Origin of the sequence: Marinomonas shanghaiensis (assembly GCF_003259175.1) — a bacterium.
In the GTDB taxonomy this organism is placed as follows: Bacteria; Pseudomonadota; Gammaproteobacteria; order Pseudomonadales; family Marinomonadaceae; genus Marinomonas; species Marinomonas shanghaiensis.
Genome location: NZ_QGOK01000018.1, coordinates 60,770 through 81,596 on the forward strand (window position 1 = coordinate 60,770; position 20,827 = coordinate 81,596).

Here is a 20,827-nt window from a genome sequence, read left to right on the forward strand (position 1 = left end):
AGTCAATAAAAAAGGCACCTCGATAAAGAGTGTGCCTTTTTTATTTTATTGAGAGCACCTATGTGACGACCTCAATACTATTTTAGGGTCTTACTTTCGCCTTGATCACCAGACATCAAGGCTAACCAACGTTTAACGTTCGCGTTGTATTCAACCCGCTCCTCTTTAGAGATAGATTGAGTGGTTGGTATTTCGGCGGTCATTGGATTAACAGGACGCCCTCTAATATGCAGTTCATAATGCAAATGGGCGCCGGTTGTACGTCCCGTATTGCCAGACAAAGCAATGACCTGACCGCGCTTCACCTTCTGACCTTGCTTCACTAGAATTTTACTTAGATGTAAAAAGCGCGAACTGTAGGGGCCTGCGTAATCCACCACAACGTATTTTCCTGCGTATTTATGAGTGGCAATACGTGTCACAATACCATCGCCGGTTGCTAACACTTCAGTGCCTGACGGCGTTCCAAGATCCACACCGTTATGGGGCGCTGGATGACCTGTGATAGGGTGTAAACGGTTAGCATTAAAGGGAGAAGTCACTCGATATTGCTTACGTGTAGGCCAACGTAACAAGGCGGGTGTTAAACTGTTACCATCTTGATCATAAAAACGACCATCTGAATGTAAAAAGGCGCGATAAGTTTGCCCTTTTACGGTAATTTCTAATGCCTCCAATTGGCTTTCACCAACTTTTACATTATTGATACTGCCGTTTTTAACCACGAAGTTAAACGCATCATTGGCTCGAACGTCTTTTCGAAAATCAACGCGACCTTTTAATACGTCATTAATAATAAGAATGTTTGCATCAGACAAACCGGCTTTTTTCGCCGAAAGATAGAAGTTACCAACGATTTTACTGTGAACCACTTTGTCTCTATAAGTGATGGGCTTAATATGTTCTTCGTAAACAAACCCACCGTTTTCATGCTGAACATAAGAGACACTTTTACTAATATCAATGCGTCGCGTAAGGGAGAGTAGCTCGCCGTTTTCATCCAGTTTAAAGGTAAATTTATCATTCGGCAGGAGAGGCTCTAGAACTAAATACTCTTGATCCGCCTCAAGCACTGCGTACATAGATTCTCTAGACAATCCAAGGCGCGCAAAAATACGCTCTAACGTATCGCCAGACTTAATAACATAGTCTATCGAAGGAAGCGGCGCAGTGACTTTTTCTACGTTTTTCAATGGGTCTGTTGTCACCAAAGAATCGTAGTCGTTGTCTTCGTCCGTATTGGCATTTTCCTTAATCGCTGGCTTTCTCGTCGTTGCTTCTTTTCTTGTTGTTAATTCTTTTTTACTGTTGGGCAACGTAAAATCTTGTGCATCGTCGGTTGGAGAGACAAGCGACTCATACACAAATAACAAAATAACAAAGACAACGAATATAATAGATAACCAAACTTTGGGACCAGACAAGGCCCAACGTGAAAGGCGTGTTATAAATTGCATAAATAAAAACTCATTAAACGAAGATGCGGTTCATTAAGAACCCAACTATGCACTAACCCATAGTTCGGACATACTCTCAAATATAGGACAAAAACAAAGCCATGCTTTGTAGCATATGCTTATTTTCTTGCCACTGGTGGAATGAAAATAATCACAATCCATGCCCTTTTAACGTATGGTTTTACACATCCCATACGGATAGAACATTTAGTGTGCAATTTTTCGGCGTAGGATACGGCATTTCCCTAGCTAAAGAAATACTTCGTCCGCTGAAAGCACCTTAGTGCTATTTTTCCGAGGCGATTTTTAGATAAGCCATTTTATTGACTAAATTTATGTCGTTTTCTTGCATATAACACACGCAAAACCATTGGACGCTTGTGATGACACTCCGTAGTATTAAACCATCCTTTTTGAGCTTTAAACCGATTCGATTATGCGTTACTCGTCTTTTTCTTTCACCAGTTCGCAACAATGTTCATTTAGACGTTGCGAAACATCACACCCATTAGAGTCAACTGAACTGGTAGAAGAAGTGCCACTGGCCATCAGCATTCATGATATTTCTTATGCTGTCATGATGGTCACACCCATAAACTTGGACGCTTTTGTCGTTGGTTTTGCCCGCAGCGAAGGCCTGATCAAACACATTAGCGATATCCGAGATTTGGATATTCAGCGCACGCAAACGCCACCTGGCATCGACAGCATTGCCATCAATTTAACGCTGAGTCCACGCCAGTTTGCTCAATTTAAGCAAAAACGACACACTCACCTCGGCGCCACAGGCTGCGGGTTATGCGGCATAGAATCATTAACTCAAGCCATCCCGACGCTAGCAACGCTTCCACCATGCCACGCCATAGAAGCAACAGCGCTCATAACATTAAGAACACGTTTGTCTGAGTTTCAAATATTAGGCAACAAAACCGGTGCGGTTCACGGCGCTTTGCTGCTATCACCGAATGGCGATCCTTTGGTTTGTATGGAAGACATAGGGCGACATAATGCCCTTGATAAGGTGATTGGCTATGCACAGCAACAGAATATAAACTTACAAGATCACAGTGTTTTAATGTCAAGTCGATGCAGCACAGAACTGGTACAAAAAGCCGTACGAGTGGGGCTATCAAGATTGATTCACCTAGCATCACCAAGCACATTGGCCGTCAAGCTTGCCCAGCATTACGGGCTAACACTGATTCATTTACCCAAGCAAGATGCGCCTCGAATATACGCGTCTTCAATCCCGTTAAAGGACTCAAACGATGAGTAAAAAAACCGATTTTTACACGCCATACAAAGGACCGGCTGGGGGCTGGGGCGCATTACAAAGCACCACAAAACACTGGCTAAAAAGTGAGAATGCGGTTCGCAACATTCACACTTTACTAAAAACCAACCAACCCCATGGCTTTGATTGCCCAGGCTGCGCTTGGGGCGAAAAACACGACCCAGCGAAAATCCGTTTTTGTGAAAATGGTGCCAAAGCGGTTAACTGGGAAGCCACCTCTCGCAAAGTCGATGCCGCCTTCATGGCTGAACACAGCGTTAGCTGGTTAAATACTCAAAGTGACTACTTTCTTGAGTATCAAGGTCGCCTAACGGAGCCAATGCGCTATAACCGAGAAACGGACCACTATGAAGCCATCTCTTGGGAAGACGCTTATCAGCAAATCGGCAACACGCTAAAAAGCCAATCGAATCCGAACAATGTGGCGTTTTATACTTCTGGCCGAGCCAGTAATGAAGCCGCTTTTTTGTATCAGTTGTTTGCTCGCGCCTATGGCACCAATAACTTTCCTGACTGTTCTAACATGTGCCACGAGGCCAGTGGTTATGCCCTCACCAGCAGCATTGGAATAGGCAAAGGCACAGTAGAAATTGACGACTTCGAACACGCAGATGCCGTATTCGTCTTTGGTCAAAATCCGGGCACGAATCATCCTCGTATGCTGGAAACCCTCAAAGAAGTGGTGCAACGCGGTGCTCAGCTTTTAAGCTTCAATACACTGCACGAGCGTGGTTTAGAACGTTTTCAAAACCCGCAAAACCCAATAGAAATGCTCACCAATGGTTCAAAACCAACGAATACGGGCTACTTCTGTCCTAAAATCGGCGGTGATATGGCCGTGGTTCGTGGCATGGTCAAAGTGCTTATTGACCTAGAAGCAGACGCTCAACAACAAGGCAAAGCCGTTTTTGATCATGACTTCATCCAAGAACACACTCAGGGTTTAGACGCCTACCTTGAGCAAGTCAAACAAACCAGTTGGCAAGACATCCTCAATCAATCCGGCCTAAGCAAAGAAGACATTACCCATGCGGCGAACGTCTATGCCAAAGCAGAAAGCGTTATTTTAACCTGGGCAATGGGCATTACTCAGCATCACCATTCGGTAGCGACCATTCATGAAATGGTCAACTTAATGGCATTACGTGGTAATTTAGGTCGACCTGGCGCAGGTGTTTGCCCAGTTCGCGGTCACAGCAATGTTCAAGGTGACAGAACCATGGGGATTAACGAACGCCCTTCTCAAGCGTTTCTTAATGCCCTGGAAAAACGCTTTGATTTTACACCACCGCAAGAACACGGTTTGGCCGTCGTAGACACCATTCGCGCCATGCGTGATGGTAAAGTCGGCGTTTTTATCGCTCTTGGCGGTAACTTCGCTGCAGCCACACCCGATACCCAAGCCACTGAACATGCCTTAAAGCAATGTCAGCTCACCGTACAAATCAGTACCAAACTCAACCGCTCTCACCTAATTACGGGCACTGAAGCCATTATACTGCCTTGTTTGGGACGAACAGACATAGACTATCAAGCGAAAGGCCAGCAAAAAGTCACCGTGGAAGACTCTTTCAGTATGATTCATGCTTCTGGCGGCGTATTAGAGCCATTGAGCAAAGAACAAAAATCTGAGCCCGCCATTGTCGCAGGCATCGCGGCCGCCACGCTGGGCAATTTCCCGATTGATTGGCATGAAGTGGTCAGTGACTATGATCTTATTCGTGAACACATTGCCGCTGTTGTGCCTGGATTCCATGACTTTAACCAACGCATTTTACAAGATGGTGGATTTTATCTAGGTAACAGCGCACGGGAAAGAAACTGGAAAACACCAGCAGGGAAAGCCATTTGTCATACTCATGTATTGCCTGAATCGATTCTACCCAAACGCGCGCAAGATTTGTTGTCAGACAAAACACTCATCATGCAAACGCTTCGCTCTCATGACCAATATAACACCACCATCTATGGCATGAACGATCGATACCGTGGCATAAAAGGCGAGCGTAAAGTGGTGTTTATTAACCCAGCAGACATACAGCGCCTAGGTTTTGAAGAAGGCCAAAGCGTAACGCTTCGTTCATTATGGGACGACGGTGTGGTCCGTAAAGTAAGTGGATTCAAACTGGTTCCTTACAGTATTCCGGCGGGTAATATTGCCGCTTACTACCCAGAAACCAACCCATTAGTACCGCTAGACAGTCATGGCGAGTTCAGTAATACCCCAACCTCAAAAAGCATTGCGATAGAACTAGAAGCCTATCAAGAGGAAAACAACGGTATTGCGGTGGCTGCACTTTAAGTAAGACTAACCTGTTTATACGTCACTTCCTCGGAAGAGGGAGTGTCGTTAAAGGTAATCACCTGTACCTGATAACACCAAACCAAAAACCTTGACGGCCTGAAGGTCGGGCCGACCGACAAGATCGACGGCATTCGTTTGGCAACAGCCTCCTTTGAGGGGAATAACAAGTCATTTACACGGTAAGCGGCAGAGAATTTACCCTAAAAGATGCAAATAAAACTCGGGTCAATGACGCCACAACACCGGAAAGAAAAGCACCAGTACCGTAAAGTATTCTAAACGTCCTAAAATCATCGCAAAACTCATTAACCAGGTTCCTGTGTCACTAAGTGGAGCAAAGTTGCTGCCAAGCTCAGCAAAACCTGGACCTAATACATTTAAACAAGCCGCGGTTGCACTCAACGATGCCATAAAACTCATCCCAGTAGCCATCAATAAAAGCGTAAACACGACCGTTACTATGGCTGCCAAACACATAAAACCCATTACGGAATGGCGGACATCAGTACTGATCGTTCGTCCCTGAAACTTCATGGCAAACACCCCATTCGGATGCACTAAGCGCTTTAATTCCAACGAAATAGATTTCAAAGAAATAATATTACGAATAACCTTGTTGCCACCCGCCGTTGACCCAGCACACCCGCCGATGTAACCGACAAAAATCAATACGATTGATGTGACAGCAGGCCAAGCACCGAAGTCCGTTGCGGCGTACCCTGTGCTCGTGATGAAAGAGATCACATGAAAAAAGGCTTGTGTGACAGACACCCAGAAACCGTCTTCCGAACCCGTCTGAAAAAGAAACAAAGCCAACAGCAAGGCCACCACCCCGATAATCCATAAAAAGCCATGGGTTTCTTCGTCCTGCCAATAAAGCTTAATACTGCGTGCAATATACACCCGATAATGCAACGCAAAGTTAACGGCTCCGAGCACCATAAAGAGGTTACAGATCCACAAAATAAGCGAGCTGTTAAAATATCCCATACTCGCATCATGAGTCGAAAAACCACCAGTGGACACCGTGGTAAAACTGTGGCCGATCGCGTCAAACGCGGACATGCCAGCAACGTAATAACTTAAAGCGCACAAAACCGTAATGGCCAAATACACCATCCATAGGTAGTGCGTTGTACTCGATACTCGTGGGGAAAGTTTGTCGTCTTTGATCGGCCCAGGGGTTTCGGCTTTTAATAAGCGCATACCGCCTATGTTCAACATAGGCAATATCGCCACCACAAAGATCACCACACCAAGCCCACCCATCCATTGTAGAAACTGGCGATACATTAAAAAAGTGGGCGGCATATTATCTAATCCAGACAACACAGTGGCCCCCGTGGTCGTCAGTGCACTGATGGATTCGAATACCCCATCGGTAAAAGAAATATGCGTTATGGCAATAATAGGAATGGCGCCGAGGACACCGACCGCAAGCCAAGTCAAACTCGCGAATAGCATGGCTTCACGAATATTTACCGAAGGCAGAGGGATATTTTTAAATCCAACCAGCAACACTAAAGAGATCACAAAAGTAATTAATGCAGGCTCTACAAAGGCACGCCCAACGTTATCTTTAAAAAACATAAAGGACAACTCGCCAAAAACAAATTGCACCACACTCATCCAGATACAAGGCATGGTTAGCAAACGCATAATCAACAATGGACGAATCATGAGTCGCAACGACTCCTATAAACAATCTGCACGGTATAAAAATATCTTTGATGGAAGAATGATTTCAACAAAACAATAGGGTCAAACCATAGGATGAATCCCGATGCACACTATAAGTCAACAACGCCCAATTCAAAAACGTTTCGTCGCATAAATAAACTTTTAAAACTAACTGAGTAAATAGTGTGGACGAATTATGAAAGCTGTGCTTTTATTAAACAAAATAACAAGATTCAGAAAAGGAACACACAATGGAAAACATACTACTCGTTGACTTTTTTCACCTTACTGCCCTCGCCATTACTGTATGCTGTTTCTTGGTGATTAGTGGCAAACGTGTCATTGAACTGAGTTCGCAGAAAGCGTCAAAATAAAAAAAACCGAGCCAAGGCTCGGTTAACGTCACCAAATTCATGTTTGACGGCCCAACACTCAGGCCGTCGTGCCCATATTGACGCTAGGCGATCAGAGTTTGCTCGTCATTTCTGGTAATACTGTAAACAAGTCCCCTACCAAACCATAGTCAGCCACTTGAAAGATAGGCGCATCTTCGTCTTTGTTAACTGCAACAATCACTTTCGAATCTTTCATTCCTGCCAAATGCTGAATAGCGCCAGAAATTCCAAACGCCATATACAAATCGGGGGCGACAATTTTACCGGTCTGCCCAACTTGCAAATCATTCGACACAAAACCCGCATCCACTGCAGCACGAGACGCACCAACGGCCGCCCCTAACCTATCGGCTAAGGCTTCCACTAAAGCAAAACTTTCTCCGCTGCCCACGCCACGCCCGCCAGACACAATACGGCTAGCGCCCGCAAGGTCGGGTCGCACCGATTCAGTAATGTCGTCTGATTGCCAATGAGATACGGTGTTATCCGCCACATAATCAACCCTCTCAATCACACAAGCTTGATCATTTTGTTGACTGGCTTTATCAAAAGAAGACGCACGTACCGTAATGACTTTTTTATCGTCCAATACCGTCACCGTGGCAATGGCATTACCAGCGTAAATCGGACGTTTAAATTGATCGGCGCTGAGTACTGCGCAAATATCGGAGACCTGACCCACATCCAACAAAGCCGCTACTCTGGGCATAAAATCTTTCGAGTCAGAGTTAGACGGAGCGATAATGTGTGAATAATGCTCGCTCAGCTGAACAATGAGATCCCCCATTGATTCGGCCAAAGTATGTTCGTAACAATCTGCGTCCGCGCAGACAACCTTACTGACACCAGATAAACCTGCCGCCGCGTCAGCAACCGAAGCGATATTTTTACCAGCAACCAAGACGTGCACGTCATGACCAATCTGATGAGCTGCCATCAACGCGGACAAGGTTGAAGGCGCCAAAGCGATTACATTATGTTCTGCCACTAATAAAGTTGTCATTAGATCACCTTCGCTTCGTCTTTCAATTTACGGATCAACTCGTCCACTGACGACACTTTCACACCTGCCGTTCGGGTGGCAGGCGCTTCCACTTTGTCCAAACGGTGATGCGTTTTTAGAGTCACACCTAAGTCTGCTAACGACAAAGTTTCTAAAGGCTTGCGTTTGGCTTTCATGATATCTGGCAATTTGGCATAACGGGGTTCATTAAGGCGCAAATCCGTCGTCACAATCGACGGCAGTGTCAGTGCAATTGTGCGTAAACCGCCATCAATTTCACGAGTGACCAGCGCCTTGTCACCGTCAACAACTAGCTTAGAGGCAAAGGTTCCTTGTGGGCGTTTGGTCAACGCCGCCAACATTTGTCCCATTTGATTGTTATCAGAATCAATAGACTGTTTTCCCAGAATCACCAACTCTGGCTGTTCTTTTTGGATCACAGCGGCAAAGGCTTTAGCCACATTTAAAGGGGCCATTTCACCTTCGACCTCAACAAGAATGCCACGGTCCGCACCTAATGCCATGGCATTACGAAGTTGCTCTTGGCTTTGTGTTGAACCCACACTCATGACAATCACTTCCGATGCAAGGCCCGCTTCTTTGAGACGCACAGCCTCTTCAACCGCAATTTCACAAAATGGATTCATCGACATTTTGACATTGGTTAAATCCACATTGCTTTGATCAGCTTTCACGCGCACCTTGACGTTGTAATCAATCACGCGCTTAACGCCCACTAGTATTTTCATCTTTTTCTTGCCTTATCCATACTGCCTAACCATGTTTAACTCAGCATTCGCGCTTTCACCGCTTCGGGAATGGCTTTGGCTTTTAATACTCCCGATGCATCGTGACACGCCCACACCCGTTTTTCGAGGCACTCAACCGCCAGATCTTCACCATTAAATAGCTGGTGACGAATGCCAAAACTGGCACGGCCGACCTGAGTAAACTCACTTTTAATCGTGACCTGATCACCGTATTTAGACGGTTTAAAAAATTGTGATCGAGTATCCACCATAGGAAAACCTACGTCTTTTAACTCATCCCGAATATAGCGCAAGGTATAACCCATCGCCTCAAATAACGCCCCTGTTGAGGCATCAAAAAAAGCAAAGTACCTTGGATAAAACACAATATCGGCGGGGTCACAATCGCCCCACTCAATGTGCAATTGGCGCTCATTTTTAAACATGACGTGCTCCTTTATAAACTGATAACCAAATCCGATAGAGGCTCTTGATATAAAAGCGCAATTTGATCTTCTCGATGCGCTTGCACCGCACGCTGATTCAGCGAGCCTTTATCCGTTATTTCATGGGCATCAATACTGGGTGGTATAGCTTGAAGCAAGATGCGCTCAACCACGGTAGAACTGCCTGTACTCTGCTTTGCAAACTCAGCTAATTTCTGTTTAAAGGCATCGCGTACCGCACTATGGGCAATGATCTCTTCATGGGTTTCCACCAGATCATGTGGCAGGATCGCCTGACAATGCGCCCAATCTGGGAAAATTAACGCCGTGATGTAACCACGATTGGTGCCGCACAACACAACGTCTTGCACAAACGGCGCAAAGGCACTGATAAATTTTGCCCGTAAGGTGCCCGCACTGACCCAAGTGCCACTGTCGAGTTTAAAATCTTCGGACACTCGACCATCAAAACGAAAACCACGCTGTGGTGCATTTTCATCCAAATAAGCAATAGCATCACCTAGGCAATAATAGCCTTCTTCATCAAAGGCTTTTGCCGTCATCTCAGGCTGACGCCAGTAACCCGGCATCACCGTTTCGGCTTTCACACGCGCTTCTAACTTGCCTTCATTAGGCACTAATTTTATAGAGACGCCTGGTGCTGGCACACCAATCACACCCGATGTTGACTCTTCAACCGATGCAAAGGTCGCTGATGGCGCGGTTTCCGTACAACCTAATCCGGTTACCATGGGGATTTTTTTGCCAGTGTATTGAATGGCTAACGCATCCAAATCGTCCCAAATATGCTGCGCCAAACCCGCTGCGGCAAAAAAGGTGAACTGCAAACGAGCAAAAAACTTCTCAGCAAGTTCACTGTCCGCTTTTAAATTTTTCACTAACAACTCAAAACCTTTTGGCACGTTGAAATACACAGTAGGCGACACTTCAGCCAAATTGCGTAGAGTCTTGGCAAAGAGTTTTTCGGTTGGCTTACCATCATCCAAGTACAGACTGCCGCCATTGTACAAGGCAATACCGATATTATGGTTACCACCAAAGGTATGGTTCCAAGGCAACCAATCCACCATAATAGGTGGCTGATCCTTCAAAAACTGCATGACCTGATGAATCATCACTTGGTTAGCACAAATCATACGCTGGGTATTGATCACGCCTTTTGGCATGCCTGTCGTACCAGACGTAAACAAAATCTTCGCAATGGTATCGCCGTTTACCTTAGCGTTCTCAACATCGACAGCGGCGGATTCTGGATAATCCCAAGCAGACTGAAAGGAAATAACAGGATTCGTAATCTGTGTAGCGCCGCCGTTGGCAAGCCCATTGCCTTTCAATACCATCACGGGAATGTGATCATCATGACACACGGCCTGAATGGCTTTTTCATAAGGTGCCAATTCATCAACCACTATCATACCAGGAGTCAAAATATCAAAAATCCCCTGCAACTTGGTATAATCTGTCGCAATAAGCGAATAAGCAGGAGACAGCGGCGAATGCGCAATACCAACATACATGCCGGCTAACGCCAGCATTAAATGCTCTAAGCTATTACCACACAAAAACACGATAGGACGCTCAACAGAAACAGGCTGAGTCAATATCCAAGCGGCGATCTTACGCACTCGGCTGACCGCTTGCGCATAGGTGACTTTCTGCCATTCACCTTGTGCGTCACGTTCAGCGACAAACAATTGATCAGGTGTCTTGTCGGCCCAATATTCAAGCTGGTCCGTCCAGCAGCGTGCATAGTCGTCTAACGCCTTTTGGCTGTTAATGATTTGCACACCATCTTCTCGTTTTTCAACGCTAATTGGATGGGCAACGACCTTAATAGGATGAAATTCACCGTTCATTTTTTGCTCCCACTCTCATCTTCTGCCCTTAACAAGGCGCTTTGATTATTTTTATGGCTAGAGTTTTAGGGAAGTGGTTTATTCAACCACTGCCGAATTGTTATTGTTTTCTCGACTTTAGACCTGACGGCCCATTTCAAAATTCATACTGGCTAAGACCTAAGCCAGCGTTTTCAACGACCTTTAAAGCCGCCATGGCAAAAGGCAAACGGTAAGCACCATAGAAAGTCACCATGGCCTTAATATTTTGCTCATAGGACGCATCGTCGTTTTCATGTGCTTGTAAATACGCCAAGACACTCAACAACTGCCAAGTGCAGCATAAGATGCCCATCGCCTCTAAAAAAGGCACAGACACCGCCTGTAAAGACGTCGTATCAACTTCATGATTTAATAAATATGCGTTCAGTAAAGACGTCACTTTTTCCACCGTCTGCTGTGTCTCTTTCGCTATTGGGGCAAATACAACATCGGATTCAAACGCACGGGCTAACTGAGTAATGTCTGCCAACAACTCGGTCAACGCTTTCCCCTCGTCGCCACGAACTTTTCTAAACACCAAGTCACGGGCTTGAATGCCGGTCGTACCTTCATAAATCGTCGTCACCCGTGCATCACGCATTATTTGCGCGACACCGGTTTCTTCCACAAACCCCATACCGCCAAACACTTGCACTACTTGCCCCGCCATCACATTGGCACGCTCCGTCGCAAAGGCTTTAAAGATCGGCGTCAACAAAGCGACTCGGTCTTTTTTCGATTGATTGTGGTTTGAGGAATCATCAGCCACTTCGGTCGCATCAATTTGCGCGGCAATCAGATAGCCCAAGGCACGCAATGCAAAGGTTTCCGAACGCATTTCTAGCAACATGCGCTTTACATCAGCGTGTTCGACAATAGCAACTTTTTCACCTTGGTTATTCGTGCCTTGGGTACGTTCTTTAGCGTATTCCAATGCGCGTTGATACCCCAACTCTCCCAAAGCCACACCTTGTAAACCACAACTTAAACGGGCTTCGTTCATCAACACAAACATCGCCATTAGACCTTGGTTCAGTTCGCCCACTAATTCGCCAATACAGTTATCTTGATCACCGTAACTCATGGAACACGTTGGGCTACCATGAAGCCCCATTTTGTGTTCAATGCCCGTACAACGCACATCGTTAAACTCACCTAGCGCACCGTCTTCTGCAACGCGATATTTGGGCACAATAAATAACGAAATGCCGCGACTGCCTGCCGGCGCATCTGGTGTTCTCGCCAACACCAAATGAACAATGTTGTCCGTTAGGTCATGCTCACCGTAGGTGATGTAGATCTTCTGACCCTTGATTTTATACGTGCCGTCAGATTGGGGAATCGCCTTCGTATTCAACGCCCCTAAATCCGAACCCGCATTAGGCTCAGTCAACGCCATTGCCACGGTCCATTCACCACTCACAATGTTGGGCAAATAACGTTTTTGAATCGCTTCGTTGGCGAAGTTCAATAAAATCTCTGAGCCGCCTTGTGCTAAAGCTTGAAACATCACAAAGGCCAAATTGGCAGATAGCCACATCTCATTCACTGGCTGAGCGATGTATTTGGGCAGACCTTGACCACCAAATGCTTCGGGCAACGCCAAACCAATCCAACCTGATTCGGCGAATTGCTGATACGCTTCTCGCCAGCCGTCCGCTGTTGTTACCTTGCCATCTTGAAAGCGACACCCTTGCACATCCCCCACCGCATTCAACGGCGCAAGCACACCAGAAGCAAACTTCGCGGCTTCTTCCATCACTGCATTGGCCAACTCGGGATCAAAACCATCCAGCGACTCAAACGTCGCTAGATCTTGTTGAAGATAAGCTTGTGCCACCAGCAGTTGCATGTCTTTATAAGGCGCTTGATAGGTCATTATCGTCTCCCGAATACACTCATCTGACTATTTCGCCGCCATACGAATCGCACCATCAAGACGAATCACTTCGCCATTCAGCATGCCATTTTCAATGATGTGTTGCGCCAATGCTGCGTATTCATCTGGCTCACCAAGACGCGGTGGAAATGGCACAGATTCACCCAAAGATTTTTGCACTTCTTCTGGGAGAACATCCATCATAGGCGTTTTGAAAAGGCCCGGGGCAATGGTCATTACGCGAATACCAAAGCGCGCTAATTCGCGGGCAATCGGCAAGGTCATGGCACAAACCCCTCCTTTAGAAGCCGCATAACCAGCCTGACCGATTTGACCATCAAAGGCCGCCACAGACGCCGTATTAATAATCACACCTCGCTCTAAATTCGCTTCAGGTTCATTGTGCTGCATTTTGTCAGCCACCAAACGAATCATATTAAAGGTGCCGATTAGGTTTACTGATACCGCACGCTGAAACGACGCCAAACGATGCGGGCCTTCACGACCAACAATACGTTCTGCGCCTGGAATGCCCGCACAGTTGATCAAACCACTGATTGGACCAAACGCTTCAACCGCTTTGTCCACTGCATTTTGTACAGACTCTTCGTTAACGATGTCTGTCACGCAACCTTGCACACGCTCGCCTAAAGAAGCTTTCACACGGGCCAAACCCGCTTCATTCACATCGGCTAAAGTGACTTTCGCCCCCAAACCATGAAGACGACGCGCCACCGCCTCGCCAATACCGGAAGCCGAACCGGTCACCACAAAATGCTTGTCTTGAATTTGCATCTAAATACTCCTGATCTTGCTGTTATTTTTATTACCAAGGGCAAAACTCTTAGCTTTTTTTACGATTCAAAAATGCGTCAATACGCGCTTTTACTTCATCACTGGTTTGCGTAATGCCACAAATCAATGATTCAGTGTACAAACCTTCTTGCGCCGACATATTACTGATACGGCTCAGACCTGTGGTCATGGCCCAGTTGGAGTATTTCGAGTTTTTGCCAATACCTTCGGCGATTTCAAAGGCTTTCGCCAAGGCTTCACCGTTACCAACAACATAATGCGCCAAGCCAATGCGAAGACCCTCTTCGGCTCTGACATCACGACCGGTCAACATCATTTCCGTCATGCGACTCGCACCGATCACATTCGCCACATTGACGGACGCACCACCACCGACAAAAATGCCATGCTTGCCTTCAGGTAAACGATAGAAAGTATTTTCTTCACTGACGCGCACATGGGCACAAATCGCCAATTCCAAACCGCCACCAATCACCGCACCGTGCATAGCAGCAACCACCGGAATACCAGAATCGCTAATATGACCAAACACGCGATGCCACATATTGGAGTGCTTAACGACTTCAAACGGCTCACGGGCTTTGTGTTCTTGTAGATCCAAACCGGAGCAAAATTCAGGGCCATTTCCAGAAAACACAATGACATTGACATCATCGGTTAAATTCAAAAACACCTGTTCGATTTCAAGACACAAACGGTCATTGATGGCATTCTTCTTCTCAGGGCGATTCAGCTGCAAATGCGCGATGCCATTTTCTACGGAGTAATTAATAAATTGATACGTCATCTTGGATTACCTTTAAAATTTTATTGGGCCTTTGCACGATATGATGTGCAAATGAGCGACCGTATAATCGAGCACAGTAGTCGTGCCGTTTAGCGATCTGAAACCTTGATCACCACAGCCATGCCGGTATCACCCGCCGCGCAGCCTGTAAACAAACCATAGCCACCGCCAATCAGTACTAACTCTTCAATCAGCTCAATAATGGCGCGCATACCGGTTGGCCCTTGAGGATGCCCCCAAATCAATGAACAGCCATAGTTGTTCATGGTCATCACATCGATGTCCATGGCTTTCGCAAAAGCCACATCGTTAACCGCAAAGGGGTTGTGTGTTTTGATCGCTTTGACTTGTTTAATGTCCACTCCCGCCACCGCAAGGGCGCGTTTCGCCGCCTCAATGGGAGCGGCTGGCATATAAGCCAAATCATCGCGTGCTTGCCCAAAACCTAGCACTTCAATTCTGATTTCAGGACGAGCCGTAAGGGATGCCACGTCTTCTGAGCGACAAAGAATCGCCGACGCATTACCGTCAGCGGGATGCGTTTGGTTACCGTAGGTAATTACCCCACCCTCTTGAATCGGTTTCAGCTTTTGCAAGCCTTCTAGAGTCGTTGGGAACACCCCTTCGTCACCTGTGATCACGGTTTCTTCTTTTTTGAAGTTGGCCGTTGGCACAGACAAAGGCAGCGTCATATAACGCTTTTGAAAGGCTTGATCGTCTTTTAATGCGTCTTGGTATTGTTCAAAACGACGAAAAGTGACCAGATCCAATTCTTCACGAGTAATGTCAAACCGCTTGGCCACGTTTTCACCGGTTTGCATCATGGAATGACCGCCCACACAATCGTTCATCATGTTGTAAGTTACTTGATCTTCTGATGCACCGGCTGGGCCTTTCGCATTTGGGTAGTAAAGATGCGGGCCATTTGAGCAACGATCTGCGGTGATCAACAAAGACACCTTCGCCATGCCACAGACAATTTCTGACGCTGCAGCAAACAAACCACGCGCACTGGTAGCACAGACCTGATTGACCGCATGACCGGCGGTATTCACCGCACCAATGTCATACAAAGGCCAAGGCGCACCGTTAAAAGATTGGTACTGGTTCACCGTCATACCCAATACGCCAGAATCAAAAATCAACGGATCAATATTGCGTTTTGCCAATTCTGCTTTTGCCACATGGGCCGCAAACTTCATTGAGTGCAAATGCTGCAATGAACCTTGCCACTTGGTAAACGGCGTACTCCAGTAAGCGCCGTAGGGAATTTCTACATTCTTAATAGACATAAGGTTTCCTCGCTTATTTATTCTTGTTATTTTTGCTGATCAGCTGCTGCCATGATGTCGCCTAAACCGCCCCACTGTTCGGCAAAGATAGCGGCTGGCATGGTTTTCAGGTCATCGGCGATAATAGGACGAAATGCCATTGCACTGAGTACGTCTTTTTCCAAATCCAATCCGGGCGCAATTTCCGTTAACACCATGCCTTCTTGACGTAACTCCAATACACAACGCTCCGTCACAAACACCACAGACTGATGGTTAGCACGCGCAACCGCACCGCTGAAAGTAATGTGATCAACGGTCTCGACAAACTTCTGCACCTTGCCTTCTTCCAATACGGTCATCTGGCCGTTTTCAAAACCAAGTTTCGCGCCGTTCACCAAGGTACCGCAGAACACCACTTTCTTGGCGCTCTGGGAAATGTTGATAAAACCACCCGGTCCAACCACTTTAGGGCCAAATTTACTGACGTTTAAATTGCCGTCTTTGTCGGCTTGTGCCAGTCCCAAGAAGGCAATGTCCAAACCGCCGCCGTCATAAAAATCGAACTGCGCTTCGTGTTCAATAATGGCATCCGCATTCCACGCCGCCCCAAAATCCCCGCCAGAAGCAGGAATACCACCGTATGTGCCAAGCTCTGTGGTTAAGGTAAACAAATGGGAGACTTTTTCTTCTGCCGCAATCGCCGCAACGCCGTCTGGCATACCAATACCAAGATTCACCATGACATTGGCTTTCAGTTCCATCGCAGCACGACGCGCAATCACTTTACGGTCACTAAATGGCATAGGTGGCAAAGCGTTTAACGGTACACGTGAGTTACCGGCTAAACCTGGATTGTAGGTTGTGGTGATGGTTTGTTTATGATCTTCTGCAGGTGCGACGGTAATGTAATCCACCAACACACCGGGCACTTTCACTTCTTTTGGATTAATAGAATGGCGTTCGGCAATGTATTTCACTTGCGCAATAACAATACCACCACTGTTTTTAGCGGCTTGAGCCATCGGCAGAATTTCCGCCAACATAGCCTCTTCTTCTACAGACAAATTGCCATTTTCATCCGCTGTTGTGGCACGAATGATCACCACATCTAAGGGAAATTTTTTATACAGCAACCATTCTTCGTCTTCAATATTGATGCGTTTAACCAAATCTTCCGTGGTTAAAGACGTGACTTTACCGCCACTAATCAAAGGATCAACATAGGTTCCCATGCCCACTTTGGTAATGACCCCTGGTTTATTACCAGCAATTTGACGCCACATAGTGGTCAACACACCTTGTGGCAATAGATAGGCTTCAATCGCATTATCTGTGATCATTTGCGCCATCTTGGGCGCTTGACCGGTATGACCAGAAATCAAGCGTTTCACCAAATTTGGGTGCGCCATGTGCGACATACCAGCGTCTTTACCGTCACCGCAACCGCAATCATGAATGAGGGTTAACTGTTGTGGATGGCCTGTTTCTTTAAAACGTTGTTCCACGGCCTTAGCAACGGCTTCAGCAAAATACGACATACCCACCGTTGACCAAGCCACATTGGCACCATCAGGGATCAAATCAGCGGCTTGCGCTAGAGAAATAACCTTACTCATTTTTAACCCTCACATTTCTTTTATATTTGTTTAATTAGTCGGGGATTTTTTTAATGTTGTACATTACAACTATTTTTTTTACAAACTTTTTTTAGAGGCGTTACTTTTTTTGAATACCTTGAGTGAAAATTCTATAAAGGCGATTGTTGAAAAGCACAACAATTTGTGTCAAAAAGGTATTATTCTTAGGAAGGAATAACAAAGAGGAAGGTTAGTCAATGTATCTATCCTTCCTCTAGAAAGCATAAAAAAGCACTTACATAACAAAAACAATCAGGTGATTAAAATGAATAAAATAAAACTAAAAAGCTTGGCGCTTCTTGCAGGCTCAATCCTGTCAATCAATGCCATCGCGGCGAACCCTGAATATACATTCAAGCTGCATCACATGCTGCCACCAGCGTCTAATGCGCACGCTAACTTCTTGCAGCCTTGGGCTGAACAAGTTGAAAAAGATTCCAACGGTCGTATTCACATTGAGCTTTACCCTTCTATGCAATTAGGCGGTAGCCCTCCACAGTTATTCGACCAAGTCCGCAAAGGTATTATTGACGTCACTTGGACCGTGGGTGGTTATACGCCTGGACGTTTCCCTAAAGCCACCGTATTTGAATTGCCTTTTGTGCCTGTTAATGCTCGCGTTACCAGTATGGCATTACAAGAATACGCCGAAACAGAAATGCAAGATGAACTAAAAGACGTTCACTTACTTGCAATGCACACGCATTTCCCAGGCTCACTTCACTCTCGTGAAAAAGACATTAAAACATTAGAAGATCTTAAAGGTCTTAAAGTTCGAGCCCCTAACAAAATGCTTGCTGACGCCTTAAACATCATTGGTGCCAACACGGTATTTATGCCTGTACCAACCATGCCAAGCGCCCTTTCCAAAGGGGTTATTGATGTCACTGCGCTGCCATTTGAAGTCGTTAAACCACTTAAAATTCAAGAGTTGGCGACACACCAAACCGAGTTTAAAGGCGACCGAGGCTTCTATACTCAATTCTTCATTTTCGCGATGAACAAAGACAGCTACGCCAAGTTGCCTGACGATCTTAAAAAGGTCATTGATCAAAACTCTGGTGTTCCTTTAGCAGGCTTTATCGGCGACGCCTTTGATGCTTATGAAGTTGGGGCTCGTAAAGAAGCGGTTGATCGTGGCAATACTTTCAACACCATCGAGGGTGCTGAATACGAACATTGGAAGACAACACTGGCGCCGGTTACGACACAATGGATAGAAGATATGAACAAGGAAGGCTACGAGGCTCAACGTCTTTTGGATAAAGCAAACTCGCTTATTCAAAAATACCAAAACTTTTAAGCCATCGAGTTGGATGAGTTAGCATGATCAAATTAACTGTAGACATACACAGATCTGTTCTAGGTCGTTTGTCGAATCTATTTGCGCTAACGGGTGGTTTTATCATGTTAATGCTGGCGGTGATCACCGTCGCCAGCATTATCGGTAGAACAACCATTGGTCAATCGATTGAAGGCGATTATGAAATCACTGAAATGGGTCTTGCCATGGCAATATTTCTCTTTCTGCCTGAATGTTACATCAGAAAAGGCCATGTTGTGGTTGATCTATTTACAGCACATTGCAAACCAAGCACGCTGTTTAAATTAGATACGCTGAGCGATTTGATTTTTACCGTAGTAGCGTTTCTCTTTGCCTATCGAATGAGCTTAAGCGGACTCGAAGCCAAGGAGTACATGGAGCAATCTATGTTACTCGCCTTACCGACTTGGTGGATATACGTTGTTGGCGTTGTCACCATGGCACTTTGTGGCATGTGTGGTCTGTATAATCTGTTCCACGCGTTCGTTGGAGGCAAACATGAGTAATATTGAGCTGGCCTTTTTCATGATGGCAGCCCTGCTCGTTCTAATGAGCATCCGAATTCCAATTGCGTTAACCATGCTCGTCTGTGGCGCGGTAGGTTATTCGCTGATTGGCGGCTTTCCAGCTTTGTTGGAATATCTTGGTACGGCGCCTATTTCTAAATTTTCCACTTACGACTTGTCGGTTGTCCCCTTATTTTTGTTGATGGGTGAGCTGGCAACCCGTTCAGGTATTACTGCTGAACTGTTTCGTACTTGCAACACTTGGATTGGTCGTCAACGGGGTGGCATCGCCATGGCTGCTATTGCAGGGTGTGCTGCTTTTGGCGCCATTTGTGGCTCGTCTTTGGCAACCGCATCGACCATGGGAAAAGTGGCACTACCTGAAATGAAGCGCCTTAATTACTCTGGCAGCTTAGCCGCTGGTGCACTCGCGGCAGGCGGTACTTTAGGTATCCTAATTCCGCCGTCCATGGTGTTGATCATTTTCGCGGTACTGACCGAGCAAAACATTTCAAAAATGTTTATTGCAGCTTTTATACCGGGCTTTTTAGCCGCGGGTGGCTACATTCTCGCCATTGCTATTTATGTGCGAATTTATCCAAATTCTGGTCCTCGTGGCGAGAAAACCACTTGGGCTCAGAAAATCAAATCCACAAAAGACGTGTGGCACATTACGGGCATTTTCTTAACCGTATTGGGTGGTATTTATATGGGGATTTTCACCCCCACTGAAGCCGCTTCCGTCGGGGTGATTTTAACGGCCATTCTTGCACTTACTCATGGCAAGATGCGTTTAGATGGGCTACTGGTCTGCTTAATGCGCACCGCTGTTTCTTCTGCAATGATCTTCTTCATCGTATTAGGAGCCGATCTTTTTAGTGTCTTTATTGCCCTATCACGATTACCAGATCTAGGAGTTGAACTGATACAGAATTCTGGTTTATCGCCTTATACCATACTCGTCTGTATGCTATTGACTTACTTGGTAATGGGGTGTTTCTTAGACAGTCTCGCCATGATCTTACTGACGATCCCTATCTATTTCCCTATTATCATGGTGATGGATTTCGGCATACCGCAAGCGGACTTGGGAATTTGGTTTGGGATACTCGCGTTAATCGTCGTAGAAGTAGGATTGATTACGCCTCCAGTCGGTATGAACGTGTTCATTATCAAATCCTTTGATGATGCGCTAAAACTAAAAGACTGCTTTAAAGGCGTGATTCCCTTCTTAATCTCTGACTTCGTCAGGGTCGCCTTACTGATCCTCTTCCCAAGCATCAGCTTAGGATTGGTTCATCTGATTGGCTAATCTAGCATAGGGTTAAAAAAGCTGGCGGTTTGCCAGCTTTTTACTATTTATATAAAGCTCAACAA

The 20,827-nt window shown here is 46.0% G+C and carries 17 protein-coding genes; 6 read left to right on the plus strand and 11 right to left on the minus strand.

All coding sequences use genetic code 11. The features are described 5' to 3' along the window. Positions 1 to 77 precede the first annotated feature (77 nt). On the minus strand, positions 78 to 1,457 hold the full coding sequence (locus DKT73_RS14825) for a peptidoglycan DD-metalloendopeptidase family protein (RefSeq protein WP_111639326.1): 1,380 nt from the start codon (positions 1,455 to 1,457) through the stop codon (positions 78 to 80). Between the two features lie 436 nt (positions 1,458 to 1,893). Here DKT73_RS14825 and fdhD point away from each other — a divergent pair, with 436 nt between their 5' ends. Together fdhD and DKT73_RS14835 are read left to right on the plus strand one after the other, a co-directional pair. Then, on the plus strand, positions 1,894 to 2,733 hold the full coding sequence (gene fdhD / locus DKT73_RS14830) for a formate dehydrogenase accessory sulfurtransferase FdhD (protein ID WP_111639327.1): 840 nt from the start codon (positions 1,894 to 1,896) through the stop codon (positions 2,731 to 2,733). Further along, on the plus strand, positions 2,726 to 5,053 hold the full coding sequence (locus DKT73_RS14835; RefSeq protein WP_111639328.1) for an FdhF/YdeP family oxidoreductase: 2,328 nt from the start codon (positions 2,726 to 2,728) through the stop codon (positions 5,051 to 5,053). The genes fdhD and DKT73_RS14835 overlap by 8 nt, the downstream gene beginning before the upstream one ends. Before the next feature lie 228 nt (positions 5,054 to 5,281). Here the strand turns inward: DKT73_RS14835 and DKT73_RS14840 are convergent, their stop codons facing one another. Further along, complete coding sequence (locus DKT73_RS14840; RefSeq protein ID WP_111639329.1) at positions 5,282 to 6,736, minus strand: TrkH family potassium uptake protein; 1,455 nt, start codon at positions 6,734 to 6,736, stop codon at positions 5,282 to 5,284. A gap of 251 nt (positions 6,737 to 6,987) precedes the next feature. On the opposite strand from DKT73_RS14840, the gene DKT73_RS20415 reads away from it, so the two are divergent. Further along, entirely contained in the window at positions 6,988 to 7,110 is a 123-nt protein-coding gene (locus DKT73_RS20415; protein WP_269814506.1) for a hypothetical protein, read from the plus strand. A gap of 91 nt (positions 7,111 to 7,201) precedes the next feature. On the opposite strand, the gene DKT73_RS14845 is transcribed toward DKT73_RS20415, so the two are convergent. From DKT73_RS14845 to DKT73_RS14885, 9 genes are all read right to left on the minus strand, one after another. Then, complete coding sequence (locus DKT73_RS14845; RefSeq protein WP_111639330.1) at positions 7,202 to 8,134, minus strand: electron transfer flavoprotein subunit alpha/FixB family protein; 933 nt, start codon at positions 8,132 to 8,134, stop codon at positions 7,202 to 7,204. Next, entirely contained in the window at positions 8,134 to 8,883 is a 750-nt protein-coding gene (locus DKT73_RS14850; protein WP_111639331.1) for an electron transfer flavoprotein subunit beta/FixA family protein, read from the minus strand. The genes DKT73_RS14845 and DKT73_RS14850 overlap by 1 nt, the downstream gene beginning before the upstream one ends. Positions 8,884 to 8,918: 35 nt before the next feature. Continuing rightward, on the minus strand, positions 8,919 to 9,329 hold the full coding sequence (locus DKT73_RS14855) for an acyl-CoA thioesterase (protein WP_111639332.1): 411 nt from the start codon (positions 9,327 to 9,329) through the stop codon (positions 8,919 to 8,921). A gap of 11 nt (positions 9,330 to 9,340) precedes the next feature. After that, entirely contained in the window at positions 9,341 to 11,206 is a 1,866-nt protein-coding gene (locus DKT73_RS14860; RefSeq protein WP_111639333.1) for a feruloyl-CoA synthase, read from the minus strand. Positions 11,207 to 11,342: 136 nt separating this feature from the next. Then, complete coding sequence (locus DKT73_RS14865; RefSeq protein WP_111639334.1) at positions 11,343 to 13,106, minus strand: acyl-CoA dehydrogenase family protein; 1,764 nt, start codon at positions 13,104 to 13,106, stop codon at positions 11,343 to 11,345. A gap of 27 nt (positions 13,107 to 13,133) precedes the next feature. Next, positions 13,134 to 13,901 (minus strand): 3-hydroxyacyl-CoA dehydrogenase, encoded by a 768-nt coding sequence (locus tag DKT73_RS14870; protein ID WP_111639335.1) that lies wholly within the window; start codon positions 13,899 to 13,901, stop codon positions 13,134 to 13,136. A 49-nt stretch (positions 13,902 to 13,950) separates the two neighbouring features. Continuing rightward, positions 13,951 to 14,709: a crotonase/enoyl-CoA hydratase family protein gene (locus DKT73_RS14875; protein WP_111639336.1), complete on the minus strand. Its 759-nt coding sequence runs from the start codon at positions 14,707 to 14,709 to the stop codon at positions 13,951 to 13,953. 89 nt (positions 14,710 to 14,798) lie between these two features. Next, entirely contained in the window at positions 14,799 to 16,001 is a 1,203-nt protein-coding gene (locus tag DKT73_RS14880; protein ID WP_111639337.1) for a thiolase family protein, read from the minus strand. Between the two features lie 26 nt (positions 16,002 to 16,027). Continuing rightward, complete coding sequence (locus DKT73_RS14885; protein WP_111639338.1) at positions 16,028 to 17,599, minus strand: acyl CoA:acetate/3-ketoacid CoA transferase; 1,572 nt, start codon at positions 17,597 to 17,599, stop codon at positions 16,028 to 16,030. A 286-nt stretch (positions 17,600 to 17,885) separates the two neighbouring features. On the opposite strand from DKT73_RS14885, the gene DKT73_RS14890 reads away from it, so the two are divergent. The 3 genes from DKT73_RS14890 to DKT73_RS14900 are packed head-to-tail and all read left to right on the plus strand — an operon-like array spanning position 17,886 to position 20,762. Further along, complete coding sequence (locus tag DKT73_RS14890; protein WP_111639339.1) at positions 17,886 to 18,923, plus strand: TRAP transporter substrate-binding protein; 1,038 nt, start codon at positions 17,886 to 17,888, stop codon at positions 18,921 to 18,923. Between the two features lie 23 nt (positions 18,924 to 18,946). After that, positions 18,947 to 19,450: a TRAP transporter small permease gene (locus DKT73_RS14895; protein WP_111639340.1), complete on the plus strand. Its 504-nt coding sequence runs from the start codon at positions 18,947 to 18,949 to the stop codon at positions 19,448 to 19,450. Continuing rightward, positions 19,443 to 20,762: a TRAP transporter large permease gene (locus DKT73_RS14900; protein ID WP_111639341.1), complete on the plus strand. Its 1,320-nt coding sequence runs from the start codon at positions 19,443 to 19,445 to the stop codon at positions 20,760 to 20,762. Before DKT73_RS14895 ends, DKT73_RS14900 begins: the two co-directional genes overlap by 8 nt. The last annotated feature ends 65 nt before the right edge of the window (positions 20,763 to 20,827 follow it).